General features: G+C 32.3%; 13 protein-coding genes. 1 reads left to right on the forward strand and 12 read right to left on the reverse strand.

What is annotated here, in order from left to right:
- Positions 1–34 precede the first annotated feature (34 nt).
- The 10 genes from mfd to purR all read right to left on the reverse strand — a co-directional run bounded on the left by mfd (position 35) and on the right by purR (position 11,745).
- Complete coding sequence (gene mfd, locus AC0LWJ_RS08210; RefSeq protein WP_474238764.1) at positions 35–3,535, reverse strand: transcription-repair coupling factor; 3,501 nt, start codon at positions 3,533–3,535, stop codon at positions 35–37.
- A 7-nt stretch (positions 3,536–3,542) separates the two neighbouring features.
- Positions 3,543–3,695, reverse strand: a complete 153-nt coding sequence (locus AC0LWJ_RS08215) for a hypothetical protein (RefSeq protein ID WP_474238767.1) — start codon at positions 3,693–3,695, stop codon at positions 3,543–3,545.
- A 2-nt stretch (positions 3,696–3,697) separates the two neighbouring features.
- On the reverse strand, positions 3,698–4,255 hold the full coding sequence (gene pth, locus AC0LWJ_RS08220; protein WP_474238771.1) for an aminoacyl-tRNA hydrolase: 558 nt from the start codon (positions 4,253–4,255) through the stop codon (positions 3,698–3,700).
- A 117-nt stretch (positions 4,256–4,372) separates the two neighbouring features.
- A complete protein-coding gene (locus AC0LWJ_RS08225) occupies positions 4,373–5,644 on the reverse strand; it encodes a S1C family serine protease (RefSeq protein ID WP_474238775.1) in 1,272 nt (423 codons plus the stop codon).
- A 219-nt stretch (positions 5,645–5,863) separates the two neighbouring features.
- Positions 5,864–7,279 (reverse strand): HAMP domain-containing sensor histidine kinase, encoded by a 1,416-nt coding sequence (locus tag AC0LWJ_RS08230; protein ID WP_474238777.1) that lies wholly within the window; start codon positions 7,277–7,279, stop codon positions 5,864–5,866.
- A gap of 1 nt (position 7,280) precedes the next feature.
- Positions 7,281–7,964, reverse strand: coding sequence for a response regulator (locus AC0LWJ_RS08235; RefSeq protein ID WP_474238779.1), 684 nt, complete (start codon positions 7,962–7,964; stop codon positions 7,281–7,283).
- Positions 7,965–8,059: 95 nt separating this feature from the next.
- Entirely contained in the window at positions 8,060–9,010 is a 951-nt protein-coding gene (locus AC0LWJ_RS08240) for a ribose-phosphate pyrophosphokinase (protein WP_474238782.1), read from the reverse strand.
- A gap of 2 nt (positions 9,011–9,012) precedes the next feature.
- On the reverse strand, positions 9,013–10,386 hold the full coding sequence (gene glmU / locus AC0LWJ_RS08245) for a bifunctional UDP-N-acetylglucosamine diphosphorylase/glucosamine-1-phosphate N-acetyltransferase GlmU (protein ID WP_474238784.1): 1,374 nt from the start codon (positions 10,384–10,386) through the stop codon (positions 9,013–9,015).
- A gap of 100 nt (positions 10,387–10,486) precedes the next feature.
- Entirely contained in the window at positions 10,487–10,768 is a 282-nt protein-coding gene (spoVG, locus tag AC0LWJ_RS08250) for a septation regulator SpoVG (RefSeq protein WP_284680166.1), read from the reverse strand.
- Positions 10,769–10,926: 158 nt separating this feature from the next.
- Positions 10,927–11,745 (reverse strand): pur operon repressor, encoded by an 819-nt coding sequence (gene purR / locus AC0LWJ_RS08255; RefSeq protein WP_474238790.1) that lies wholly within the window; start codon positions 11,743–11,745, stop codon positions 10,927–10,929.
- 159 nt (positions 11,746–11,904) lie between these two features.
- Between purR and murC the strand changes: the two genes are divergently transcribed.
- Entirely contained in the window at positions 11,905–13,299 is a 1,395-nt protein-coding gene (murC, locus tag AC0LWJ_RS08260) for a UDP-N-acetylmuramate--L-alanine ligase (protein WP_474238794.1), read from the forward strand.
- A 31-nt stretch (positions 13,300–13,330) separates the two neighbouring features.
- Here murC and AC0LWJ_RS08265 read toward each other — a convergent pair whose 3' ends face one another.
- Positions 13,331–14,248 carry a CPBP family intramembrane glutamic endopeptidase gene (locus tag AC0LWJ_RS08265; RefSeq protein ID WP_474238798.1) on the reverse strand — a complete coding sequence of 306 codons (918 nt, stop codon included), beginning with the start codon at positions 14,246–14,248 and terminating at the stop codon, positions 13,331–13,333.
- 119 nt (positions 14,249–14,367) lie between these two features.
- Entirely contained in the window at positions 14,368–15,252 is an 885-nt protein-coding gene (locus tag AC0LWJ_RS08270) for a selenium metabolism-associated LysR family transcriptional regulator (protein WP_474238802.1), read from the reverse strand.
- Positions 15,253–15,257: the final 5 nt, after the last annotated feature.

Below are 15,257 nucleotides of genomic sequence, written 5' to 3' on the forward strand. Positions count from 1 at the left end.
CTCATTTTTATATATTACTTATTATATATTAGATTTAATGCATCTGCAAACTTTTAAGCTTTTCCAAAAGCCCTATCAATTCTTTTGTAATGTTTTCCTTTTTATTTATTCTGTATGTCAGATATGGAGGAACCTTACCAGAAAACATTAAATTGCCCTTATATTCTTTAGTTAAAGATTCAACTATACCTGCCTTTACAGAGTTAATATCTTTAAATTTTAACAAAACAGAAGAATTTTTTTCAATTATATCAGTAATACTAACCTGTTGTGCAAGTACTTTAAGGTATGCAACATCAAGAAGTGTTTCAACCGGTTTTGGATATTCATTGAATCTATCAATAAGTTCGTCTATAATATCTTCCATATCTTCCTTCGTTTCTATTTGTGAAATTTTTTTGTACATTTCTAACTTCTGATTTTCATCTTCTATATATGAAGAATCTATATATGCATTTACTTTAATGTCAATAACGGTATCTATTTTCTCCTCCTTTAAATCCCCTTTTAAGCTTTTAATTGCTTCATCAAGAAACTTAAGGTACATATCATATCCAACTGCATCAATATGCCCATGCTGCTCAGCCCCTAAGAGATTTCCCGCACCTCTTATTTCCAAGTCCTTCATGGCTATTTTAAACCCTGAACCAAACTCCGTAAATTCTTTTATGGCTTCAAGCCTTTTTTCCGCAACTTCTGTAAGTATCTTATCTCTTCTATAGGTAAAATAAGCATATGCCAATCTATTTGATCTACCAACTCTTCCGCGAAGCTGATATAACTGTGATAAACCCATCCTATCGGCATCACAAACAATTATTGTATTCACATTAGGTATATCAAGACCTGTTTCTATAATTGTTGTACATACAAGTACATCATATTCGTTATTTAAAAAGTCTACCATTATTTTTTCTAATTTATCTTCTTCCATCTGTCCATGGGCAATTCCAACCCTACAATAAGGTATAAGTTCATTTATCAATGAAGCCATTTTATTTATCCCATTTATCCTATTGTATACAAAATACACCTGTCCTCCTCTTCCAATTTCCTTCAAGATTGCATCTCTTATCATTTCCTCATTAAATTCTACTACATAAGTCTGAACAGGATATCTGTCCTCAGGTGGATTTTCCAGTACACTCATATCCCTGATGCCTATCAAAGACATATGAAGGGTTCTGGGAATTGGTGTTGCAGATAATGACAGAACATCAATATTTTCTTTAAACTTTTTGATTTTCTCTTTATGTGTAACCCCAAACCTCTGCTCTTCATCAATTATAAGTAAACCGAGATCCCTGAATTTTATATCCTGTTGAAGCAGCCTGTGTGTACCAATTATAATATCTATAACCCCTTCATTAAGTAATTTTATTATATTTAACTGTTCTTTATGTCTCCTAAATCTGCTTAACATTTCTATTTTTATTGGAAAATCTTTGAATCTCCGAATAAAATTCGTATAATGCTGTTGTGCAAGTATAGTGGTTGGACACAAAAATGCCACCTGCTTACCATCCACCACCGCTTTAAATGCAGCTCTTAATGCAACCTCCGTTTTGCCATATCCTACATCCCCGCATAAAAGCCTATCCATTGGCTTTTCTTTTTCCATGTCTTCTTTTATTTCTTGAATGCACCTTAATTGGTCCTCTGTTTCCTCATAAGGAAATTTATCTTCAAATTCTTTTTGCCATGGGGTATCTTTTCTAAAAGCAAATCCTTTCATTGTCTGCCTTTTTGCATATAGTTTTAGCAAATCCTTCGCAAGTTCTTCAACTGCTTTTTTAGCCTTTTTTTTAGCCCTTGCCCATTCACTTCCTCCAAGTTTATTTAACTTTGGAGGTTTATCCTCAGGTCCTATATACTTTTGTATTAAATCAAACTGCTCTACCGGTATGAAAAGTTTATCACCACCTGCATAAATAATCTTTAAATAATCCTTTGTTATCCCATCAACGGTTATTTTCTCGATACCTTCATATTTGCCAATACCATAATTTACATGTACTATATATGAACCGACATTAAGCTCAGTGAAATTCTTTATCCTACTGCCATTTTTAATTTTTACTGCCTTTCTGGCTTTCCTTGATTGTCCAAATACCTCAACATCACTAATTACTGTAAACTTTGCATCAACATATTCAAAGCCTTTGCTTATAGTTCCCGGATATATTGCAATACCTCCTTCAGGGATATCATATTCCTCATCCTCGACAACCGGAATCTCAAAACCATAATTTAAAAGGGTATTTTTAAGTATCAGTGCCCTTTCTATATTACTTGATAAAATCAGTACTCTATAACCATTTTTTTTATAATATTTTAAATCCTCTGCCAATAGTTCAATCTTCCCATGAAATGGATGCATCGTTTTTGATACAAAATTAACAATTATTTTCGGTTGTATTTCATTATCAGCTTTCACAAGGGTATTCATCAGCAGATAAGTCCTGCCATCAAGCTTTTTAGTTATATCTTCATACCTGTACAAAAGCCCTGCCTGTTCTGGTAAAACCTCTCCTGCTTCAAGCAATAATTTAAAATTTTCTTCGAACTCGGTTAAAATATTATAACTTCTTTGTTTTATCCTTAAATTTTCATCTAATATTATAATAACATCATCAAAATAATCTATAAGTGAATATGTTTCAGGGTAAAAGAAATTTACCATTCCAGGGATATTAGCAAGACTTTTGGATTCAGTAATCCTCTCCATGATTTCATCAAACTTATTATGGACCTTTTCTAAACGTCCACTATTAGTTTCCTTTATCTTTGATAAATATGAATTCAAATTCCTGCTTAAATTTGTTACACCATTTTTAATATTTTCATTCTCCAGTATAAATTCCCTTGCTGGAAACAGGACTATCTCGTTAATATTTTGGATCGAACGCTGCGAGAAAATATCAAATTTTCTGATTGAATCAATAATATCATCAAATAGTTCTATCCTATACGCATCAGTATCCATAGGTGAATATATATCGATTATACCCCCTCTGATACTGAACTGACCCTTTCCCTCTATTAAAGGAACCCTCTCATATCCCATTATAACAAGGTCTTTCGCAAGCTTTTCGATATTTAGTGTATCACCCATTTTATAATTAAATGTGTATTTTTTAAATAATTCCTGTGGTATCATCTTATTCAATAGTGCATCTATTGATGCAACAAATACATGGGGCTCATCATCAAGAACATTTTTTATCGTAATCAGCCTTCTTCCGATCACATCAAGACTTGCTGCTTCTATCTTGAAAAATAACACATCCCGTGAAGGATAGAGAAAAGCATTCCCATGTGTGAATGAATCTAAGTCTTCATATATCATCCTTGCCTGTACATCATTATATGTAATAAATAATACCTTTTTTTTGAATTCTTTCATAATATAATGTGTAATATGGGACTTTTGTGAATCAGTCAGACCATAAATTAAAACCGGTGTTTTTCCGCCCGCTATAGCTTCTCTTAAATCGATTATTTCTCTTAAATTCCCTATGGTCTTTATAAACAACTTTGTATCACCTCAACATAATCCTATTCCGGTATCCATGAATTAATGCTGCAACAAATACATTTGCATATATTATAGCTGCATCCCCATATTCCCCTGCAGATAATTTATTAACCATATATGCTGTAATAATTCCAATTAATCCCGCTATTATCCACATTTTTATTTGCCGTTAAACATATTCATGGCATGTTCAACTCCGTTTTCTATAATATCAAGTACAGCTTTTGAAGCTTTTAATAATGCTCCTTTTATTAATTTTGCATCTTCCTTATCAAATTTCCTCAGCACATATCCTGTAAGGTCATTCTCTGGTTTGCCTATTCCTATACGTATACGAGGAAAATCCTCACTATTCAAAAGATATATAATCGATTTCATGCCATTATGTCCGCCTGCACTGCCTTTCTGCCTTATTCTTATATAACCGACATCAAGGTTTACATCATCATATATTACAATAAGATTTGAAAGGGGAATTTTATAGAAATTCACGATTTCATATATTGCTTCACCGCTTAAATTCATAAAAGTTTGGGGTTTTAAGAGGATTATTTTTTCTCCTTTATAACTTCCTATACCCATCAAAGATTTAAACTTAAGCATTGATACATCTATATTTAATTCCTGTGAAAGAATATCTATCGTTTCAAATCCCATGTTATGCCTTGTTCCTTCATATTCACGACCGGGATTCCCAAGCCCAGCTATTATAAACATGTTCTTACCTCCTTGCACTATTTTTTATTATATCATAAAAACAGCGAAAAAAAATACTGCTTAATTTGTGCAAAAAAACGGCTCTTTTGGTTAATCAAAGAGCCGTTTTTTGCTTTTTTATTGTGTATTTGCACTGCTTTGTAATTGAACCTGCAAATTCAATGTTTTACCATTTCTCCACAATGCAACATTAACCTTATCCCCAACCTTATGCTTATATAAGATATTCTGTAATTCTTCAAAGGTTTTTACCTGAGTACCGTCAATAGCTGTAATTATATCACCTGCTTTGAATCCTGCTTTATCTGCAGCACCATTCTGCTGTACTTCAACAACATATACCCCTACCGGAATATTATATTGTTGTGCATCCTGCTGTGTTACCGACTGCACCGCTATACCCATTGCAGGTCTTTCAACATATCCATGACTTATCAGCTGGTCTATAATCGGTTTTGCTTCATTTATTGGTATGGCAAACCCCATACCTTCTACCGGTGTCCCTTGACTTTGGAATATTCCAAAGGGATCTGCTCCTGATGACCCTCCTGTTGATGTAAGTTTAACACTGGTAATTCCGATTACCTCAGCTTTGCCGTTTACAAGTGGACCACCGCTGTTTCCGGGATTTATGGCTGCATCTGTCTGTATTAATTTGACCGGACCATAATCACTTTGAAGATTCCTGTTTAATCCACTGATTACTCCTGCAGTAACGGTTCCAGCAAAACTTTCTCCAAGTGGATTTCCTATTGCAACCGCTACTTCTCCAACTTGAAGTTTAGATGAATCGCCAAATTTAGCAACAGGTAAATTAGTACCATCAATTTTAAGAACTGCTAAATCTGTTTTATCATCTTTACCAATAAGCCTTGCAGGAAATTTTCTGCCATCTGATAGATTTACCATTATTTTAGATGCCCCGTTTATTACATGATAATTTGTAACTATATATCCTTGAGAATTAAATATTATTCCTGAACCACTCCCCTGAGGAACAAGTGCGCTCCTATATCCATTTGAATATGCTACGCTTGTATCAATACCAACTACAGCAGGGCTTACAATCTTTGCTATGTTTGCAATAAGACCGGGATTATTATCATTTGATGAAAGGGGTAAATATCTGTTTATTACCTGTTGCGAACCAATCCCTGAATATTTCACAACTCCAGCTACTACTCCACCTCCAACCAATGCTGAAACTAAAGCTACTACTACAAAATATACAAACATCTTTCTTCTAAATCTTTTAACCATTCTGCCAACACTTTTTTTATTGCTTCTAAATTCAACTCTTGAAATAGGTTGTGTATCACTGTTACCACTGGATATCTCTTGAGTATTTTCTATTGAATTGTCTTTATTAAAATCATTGTCGAAATTCATTTTCAACACCCCTTTTATTTTTTATTCTTATCTCACATTATAACAGCAATTTTTAAATAAATTATGAATGGTATGTGAATATTTTTTAAAATTTAAAATGTAGCCCGAAAATAATCCGGGCTACTATTTAATAAGGGAGGTCAAGGAGAGTTTTTTATCTCTCGCATTATATGATACACTTAATTTATGAATAAATCATGAACTAAATGTGAATTTTTTTTAATCATTTTTCAACTTCATTGTAAATGTAATGGTTGTACCTTCATTTTCCTTGCTTTCCGCCCAAATTTCTTCATCATGCTTGTTTATAATATTTTTTACGATATAAAGTCCAAGACCTGCTCCTGTATTACCGCTTCTGGATTTATCAACTTTATATAATTTATCCCATATATGCTCAATATCTTCTTCTGGTATTATTTCCCCCATATTGTGTATTGTTATATAAAGTTTGCTTTCTTTTCTTTCTGTATAAACATGAATATAACCATTTACTTCAGAAAATTTAATAGCATTATCGAATAAATTTGTTAAAACCTGTTCAATTTTATCTTTATCTCCTTGAACAATATTCTTATCATAGTCAAAATCAACTTTTACATGAATCTTTTTCTCATTGATTCGTGATTCCATTTTAATGATTGTTATTCTTATCAACTCATTTATATCAAAATCTGTGATATTAAGCGGAAATTTTCCTGATTCCATCTTTGTAATATCTAATAAACCTGATATTAACCTCGACATCCTGCGGGTTTCTTCCTGAACAATCTTTAAATATTTTATTAAACTATCCTGTGGTATTGTCCCATCAATTATTCCATCTATATACCCCTGTATTGTAGTTAATGGAGAACGCAGTTCATGGGATACATTTGCCACAAACTCTTTCCTGACATCCTCCATTTGTTCAAGTTCTCTTGACATCTTATTAAAAGATATAGCAAGGTCTGTGATTTCATCATCACCTGCAACCTGAATCTTTGTGGAAAAGTCTCCTTTAGCCATTTTTAATGCGGCTGAACTCATTTCCTTTAAAGGTTCTGATATCTTTTTTGAAGCAAATGATATAAGAACACCTCCAATGATTATAGCAATTACCATTGAAATAATCATTATAAAAAAAATATCCATCAATGTTTTATTCATCTCTAAAATGGGTGCATGCATAAATATTGCGCCTTTAATATTTCCGGATATTTTCAAAGGCAAACCTACCGTCAATACCGGCTGCGAAAATCTGCCTCCAAAATATCCCCTTTTTATAATCGTATGACCTTTAAGAATATTTTCAATCTCATCCTTGCTTAATGTTATGCCAACCCAATTTTTTTCTAAATGACTGGACTGACTGTATATGAGCCCGTCCCTACTTACAATCCATATAGTGGCATTAATCAATCTATCAACAACACTTAATTCCTGATTAAGTTTATCCACATCTACATCTCCAACCGTAAATTCACTAATTATCATATTTAACTGTTGACCTTCTTCGATCATTATTTTTTCTTTTTCCGCAAAATAATAATTCTGAAACATTAAATAAAAAAAACCCGAAAGTATTATCATGGTTATCAATATTATAAGTATATTTGTAATAAAAAGCTTTTTAAAGAGTCTGTTTTTTGCCAAACTATTTCACCTCGAATTTATATCCAACACCCCACACCGTCGAAAGTTTCCAGTTGGGACCGTCTCCTATTTTCTCTCTAAGCCTTTTAATATGAACATCAACTGTCCTACTGTCACCCATAAAATCATAACCCCAAACATTTTCAAGTAGTTGATCCCTTGTAAAAACTTTATTTGGATGTAAGCATAAAAAGTATAAAAGTTCTAATTCCTTTGGTGTTAATTCTATACTTTCACCTTTATACAAGACTTTATATTCGCTTAAACTTACGGATAATTCAGGAAATGAAATATAATCACCTTTTTCCTTATTTTGCTCATATCTTCTAAGTACAGCCTTTACCCTTGCAAGCAGTTCCTTGCTATCAAAAGGTTTTACAATATAATCATCCGCACCTATTTCAAGACCTAAAACCTTATCGAATGTTTCACCTTTTGCAGTAAGTATTATAACAGGTACATCGGAAAATTTCCTTATTTCTTTGCAAAGAGATATCCCATCAATTCCTGGGAGCATTAAATCCAAAATTATAAGTCTTGGGATTTCTTCATGTAATTTATCAAGAGCATCCTTTCCATTACTTATCTTTACCGTTTGAAATCCTTCTTTTTCAAGATATAGTGATACTATTTCACATATATTTCTGTCATCATCAATAATATATATTTTATGATTCTCACCCATAAAATCACCCTTTTTCAGATTTGAAACATCTTTGCACAATATAATTGTACCATAAATATACTCCTTTTCCTTTTAAAAAAAAGGCATATAAATGCCTATATAAATAACTTGCTTACCGACATGCCCTCATATATTCTTTTTATCGCCTCTGCAAGTAACGGTGCAGTCGATTTCACCTTAATATTGCTGATTTTCTTGCTCTCAGGCAATGGAATGGTATCTGTTATTATAAGTTCTTTTATCGGTGAATTTGCAATTTTATCAACGGCATGATCTGATAATACACCATGTGTAGCACATGCATATACCTCTTTAGCACCTTTTTCCATAAGTGCCTCTGCTCCCTGTACAAGGGTTCCTGCTGTATCTATAAGGTCGTCAACTAAAATTGCCTTTTTCCCTTTTACATCACCGATTATATTCATTATCTCCGCAACATTGGCTTTTGGTCTCCTTTTATCAATAATAGCTATTGAAGCGTTTAATTTCTCAGCAAAATATCTTGCCCTTACAACACTTCCATGGTCAGGGGATACCACTACAATATCATCACCAAGCTCTTTTTCTATAAAATATTTTGCAAGTATTGAACCTCCAAGAAGATGATCGACAGGTATATTGAAATAGCCCTGTATCTGTGCAGCATGAAGGTCCATTGTCAAAACCCTGTCAGCCCCAGCAATTGTTATAAGGTCTGCCACAAGCTTTGCGGTAATAGGGTCTCTTGCTTTGGCTTTTCTATCCTGCCTTGCATAACCATAATACGGTATCACAGCAGTAATTTCATATGCTGATGCCCTCTTAAATGCATCCATCATAATTAAAAGTTCCATTAAATTGTTGTTTACAGGATCACATGTCGATTGAACTACAAAGACATTTGTACCCCTTACGCTTTCACCAATTTTTACACTTATCTCACCATCACTGAATGTGCTTACCTCCGCATTTCCAAGGGTGATTCCTAAATTTTCGGCAATCTCTTTTGCCAGTACCGGATTAGAATTACCGGTAAATATTTTTATAGTACCTCCATACCTTGCCAATTTTATAACTCTCCTTTTTTATTATATTTTTCTATCCAACCTTCTTTTATTATCTGACGGCTTCTGGCTATCGCCATTGCTCCATCCGGAACATCATCGGTTATCGTTGAACCTGCCGCTATAAATGTATTACTGCCAATTTTTACAGGCGAAACCAAATTTACATTACATCCTACAAAAACATTATCCCCGATAAATGACTTGTGTTTTTTCTTGCCATCATAATTTACAACAATAGAACCACATCCCATATTTACATTTTTTCCAACCTCTGCATCACCGATATATGTTAAATGGGGTACCTTTGTTCCTTTGCCAATAACGGATTTTTTAATTTCTACGAAATTCCCCATTTTTACATTGTCATGTATAATGCTATCAGGTCTTATCCGGGCATATGGACCTACCTTGATATTTTCACCAAGCTGTGATTCAAGTATTTCTGAATATTCTATTTTACATCCGTTGCCTATCCTTGAAGAAACGATATGACAATTTGGTCCTATTTCGCAATCCTCTCCAATTACTGTCTTTCCCTCGATTAAAGTGCCTGGAAAAATAATTGTATCAATTCCAACTTCCACATCTGGTCCTATAATGGTATTTTCAGGGTTAATTAATGTAACACCCTTATCCATGAGTTTATAATTAATTCTCATCTGCATAATCTTTTCAGCCTGTGAAAGTTGCATCCTTGAATTAACTCCCATTACTTCTTCAGGTTTTACATTAAATGCTCCAATTTTTCCTCCCATTTCTTTTATGATTTCAACGGCATCAGTTAAGTAATATTCACCCTGTATATTATCATTTTTTATAAGCCCTAAGGATTTCTTTAAATATTCTGCTTTTATAATGTATATACCAGAATTTATTTCATGGATATTCCTTTGTTCTTCTGTGGCATCTTTATGTTCTACTATTTTTATAACATTTCCATCTTTATCTCTAATAATCCTTCCATAGCCTTCAGGGTCATTAATAATAGCCGATAAAATTGTGACAGCATTATTTTTTTGTGAATGAAATTTCATAAATTCCTTTAGATTATCTGCGGTAATAAGAGGGGTATCGCCTGTTAGAATCATTATATCTCCCTTATCGGGCAGTAAACTTAATGCAAGCATAGCAGCATGTCCTGTGCCAAGCTGTTTTTCTTGTAATGCATATTTTACACTATCTTTTAAAATCTCTTTCACTTCATCTGCTCCATGGCCAACCACCACAACGATATCATTTGAACCTAAAGCTTTTACATTCATAATAATCCATTCTATCATAGCTTTCCCACAAATCTTATGAACTACCTTAGGATGTCTTGATTTCATCCTTTTACCAAGTCCTGCTGCAAGAACAAGAGTGCTGAAATTTTCCATAATACGCCGCCCTCCACAAATTCTATTCCTTTCTTATTTTAACTATTTTCAAGAGAAAATTCAACAAAATCCAAAAAAATAAAAAGGAGGCAGCTCCTTTTTATTCTTTGCTCTGTGGTTCATCCTGTTCCTTAACTTTTTCAAATTCTGTAAGTATGGCATTCTGTATTTTTGCCCTTGTTTCAGAATTGATCGGATGTGCTATATCCTTAAATTCACCTTCCAGTGTTTTACGGCTTGGCATAGCAATAAACAGACCATTCTGTCCTTCTATAACCTTAATATCATGAACAACAAATTCATTATCAAAGGTTACAGAAACCACAGCTCGCATCTTTCCTTCTTCATTGATTTTTCTCACCCTAACATCTGTAATTTCCATAAGCTCACCACCTTCCTGCAAAATAAGACTGTAACGGGTGAAATATTTGAAAATTACTTTACCCTTTACTTTTACCTTACCTTTATAATATTCGCCATAAAATCTAAATTTCCTTCATAAAAATATAAATTTCTAAAAAAATTTTTGCTTTTTACATATTACTTTAGCCAATCACATATTTCCATTTTTATAATGCTATTATACTCATCCATTTCTTTCAATATAAATAATGATGTATAATCACTGATAAGTTTTATCGTCGGCATTGCTGTAGAAATCATAACACCAATACCAACAACTTCTGCATCAAATTCTTCCATAAGCTCCATCATTCCCTTTATAGTACCACCAGCTTTCATAAAATCATCTATAAGTACAACTTTTGAATATCTTTTTAGTGACCTTCTTGAAAGGGACATAGACCTTATCTGCTTTTGTGAACCTGATACATAATTTATCGAAACAGATGAACCTTCTGTAACCTTGCTATCCTTTCTTATTATTATTAGAGGTACATTTAATGCTCTTGCACACATTAACGCTATGGGAATACCTTTTGTTTCAACAGTCACAACAAAATCCACACTCTTTTCCTGAAATGGAAAAGAAAGAAGTTCTCCTATCTTTGTTGCAATATTTGGGGAGTAAATTAAATCTGTTGTATACAAAAATCCTCCCGGTATTATTCTTGACTTATCCTCTAAACTTTTGCAAACTTCTTTCACAAAAGAACGATAATTATATAGACTATTGATAGGAATATATTTTATCCCGCCTCCTGCACCTGAAACAGTAATAATTTTACCAAAGCCGAACTTTTCAATAACACTGTTAATTATTTCTATATCCTCAGAAGCAGTAGATTTAGCAGTATTAAACATGCTCATGAAATAATTAAGATTATATAGGGTATTGGGGTTATCTGATAATATTTTCAACATTGCACTAACCCTTTCATACCTTTTGTAAACATTCATTAAAAAACCTCCAAAAGATAAGCCTTTATATTAAATTATATTTTAAAGTTTATTATTATGCAATATGTGATATAATTTTTCTGTATGATGTTTTAGTCATTATATTTTATTTAGTATTTGCCAATAATAATAACATATTCTAAAAGAGGTGTAAAATTAATGGATATAAATATTGAAGATTTTAAAAGAGTACATTTCATAGGTATTGGTGGAATCAGCATGAGCGGTCTTGCTCATATACTTATAAATGCAGGACATACCGTTACGGGTTCTGACTTAAAAGATTCACATATTATAAAAAAACTCAAAGCTGAGGGTGCAGTTATAAATATACCTCATGAAGCAAAAAATGTTGATGGTGCAAATTTGGTTGTATATACCGCTGCAGTTAAACAAGATAATCCTGAAATAATAAGAGCTAAAGAACTTGCTATCCCTTTAATAGACAGGGCTACATTATTAGGGCAGATAATGAAAAATTTCAAGTATGGTGTTGCTGTAGCCGGAAGCCATGGTAAAACAACCGCTACCTCTTTGGTATCAATTCTATTGAAAGAAATGAATTACGACCCTACTGTATTAATAGGTGGAGAAGTCGATATACTAGGCGGAAATGTAAGAGTAGGCAATTCTGATTATTTTATAACAGAAGCCTGCGAGTATACCGACAGCTTTTTGAAATTTTACCCCTACATAGCTGTCATACTTAATGTCGATTCTGACCATCTTGATTACTTCAAAAATATAAAAAATATAAAACAATCCTTTACCCAATTTGCAAACCTTGTTCCAGATAACGGTTTTGTGGTTGCATGTGGTGACGATAAGAATACCATGAATGTCCTTCAACATATTAATCGTAATATAATAACATTTGGAATTGAAAATAGATGCGACTGGAATGCTAAAGATATATCTTTCAATAAAAAAGGCTGCCCTTCTTTTAACGCATTTTATAAAGGAAAAAACATGGGCAGATATGAACTCTCAATCGTCGGCAGGCACAATATATACAATGCATTAGCATCATTGGCGGTATGCAATTTACTATGTGCCGATATGAGCAAAACCTCTGAATTTATAAAAAAATTCAAGGGTACCCATAGAAGATTTGAAGAAAAAGGTAAAATCAATGGTATCACAGTAATCGATGATTATGCACACCATCCAACTGAGATAAAAGCCACATTATTATCAGCTAAAAATTACCCACATGAGAGGATAATATGTGTGTTCCAACCGCATACTTATTCAAGAACAAAATCACTTTTAAATGGCTTTGCCGAATCATTTGATGATGCAGATATTATAATAATAACAGATATATATGCAGCAAGAGAAAAAGATACCGGACTTGTTAATTCTAAAGATTTATCTGAATTAATTGCTAAAAGAGGTAAAAATGTAATTTATATAGAGTCTTTTACTGATATTGTTAACTACTTAAGAAATACTGCTATCCCTGGAGATGTAATAATGACAATAGGAGCAGGCAACATTTATGAGGTTGGCGATATGTATTTGAATCTGAGTAAAGCAGCAGTTGGTGCATAGATATAAAGTAAGTCAAAGACTTACTTTATATCTAAAATAATTTTACAGTAATACCGGCAATTTTCATAATTTCTAATGTAATCATAAATATAAAAATCAATATTGATGCTGATAAAGGCCAATGAAATAAAATCTTCAAATCTTCTTTAACAGGTGTTGTACTGTAAATAATATACGGATTTGTAGATTTAATAAATAACTTTAACAAAAAATATAAACATATGATAGAACCAAATACCAGTATACCATAAAATAAAATAACTGCAAATGTCATATTCGCAACATGCGGTGCAGAAGCCGTTTTTTGATAATGGGCCACAATATATGACATAACCAAAGTAAAAGTGTTATTTGTAAAATGTCCTATCATTCCTGCAAATATCGAATCTGTCCTATGTACGACATATCCTAACAAAAATCCAAGAAACAATATACTTAAAAAATTTTGTATATTTAAATGCAGCATAGAAAATAACAATGCTGATATTATTATAGCTTTTAATGATCCACGCATCTCATAACTTCTCATAATTAATCCCCGCATCAATATTTCTTCACAAAATGCCGCTATCCCTGATATAATGAATATCTGCAACATAAGTTGATAAGGACTTTCAGCAATTGGTATTGGCGATAAAGGAAGATGCCCGACTTTACTTAAAATCAAGTTTGTCAATAAAGCAAAGAAAGCAGATATAAACCAACCACATAAAGTTATACCGACAATCAAAATAATATGTTTCATTTTTATCGTATTAAACCTCAAAACATATTTTATATCAAATCTATTAAAACATAAATATAAAAGAACAGGCAAAAGCACAATCACAAATTCCGTAATTACAAGTCCTGTATACAAGGATTTCCTTTGCACATAAGCACCTATCGTTATCAACAGAATCAATACGATAAAATATACTTTATTAGCATCTTTTTCACTGGGTCTCATATAAAAACTCCTTTATTTAAAATCTAATATAGATTTTATCATAATTCTTAAAAAAACAATATTATAAATATAAAAAAATAAATAAAGATACAAATCTTTTAAAGATTTGTATCTTTATTTTAACGTTCTTGTATAAATTTTGAAAATGTTTCAGCATTTGGTGATAAGGTTATTCCTTTTTTAAGTATCATATAAAATTTTCTTAACATTCTTATATCTTTTATCGTATAACAGTTTATAAGGTTTAATTTTTTATAATCTGATACAGCCTTATAAGAAACAACAGAAACCCCCATTCCTTCTTTAACAGCATTAATTATTGCTTCAGAACTGCAGAATTCAGCAACTGTTCTTAAATGACTCACTGATAAACCTACTTGATATAGATATCTTTCAAAAGTTTTTCGTGTACCCGATGTTTTTTCACGTAAAATAAAGGGTTTGTCAAGGATTTCCGATAACGAGATTTCTTTTTTGTTTTGTGATACTGAATCATATCTTGATATTATTACTAATTCATCCTCCCAAAGTGGTACATAATCTAAACATGTTTTTTCTTCATACATGCCAACAATTCCTATTCCACCATTTTCGCTTATAATATCAATTACTTCCATTGAATCTTTTTGTATAATATTTGTTTTAACCTTTGGATAAGAATTTAGATATTCTCTTACTATTTTAGGAAGAAAATATACTGCCGGTATTGAACTCGAATATATGTTAAGTTCCCCTTCAATTTTTTTCATATATCTTAATAATTTTAAGTGTGTTTCTTCCTTCGCACTTAAAATTTTAATAGCACCCTCATAAAGTATCTCTCCAAAAGGTGTTAATATCGTTTCCCTGCCAATTCTATCAAACAGCTTAACACCTAATTCCTTCTCTAATGCTATAATATGAGAGCTTACTGTTGGCTGACTTAAAAAAATTAACCTTGCTGCTTTTGAAAAACTTTTTGTTTCAGCTACTTTTACAAATATTTTTAGCTGATGAAAATCCATAACCT

This window comes from Aceticella sp. 75b-Ac (genome assembly GCF_056032965.2).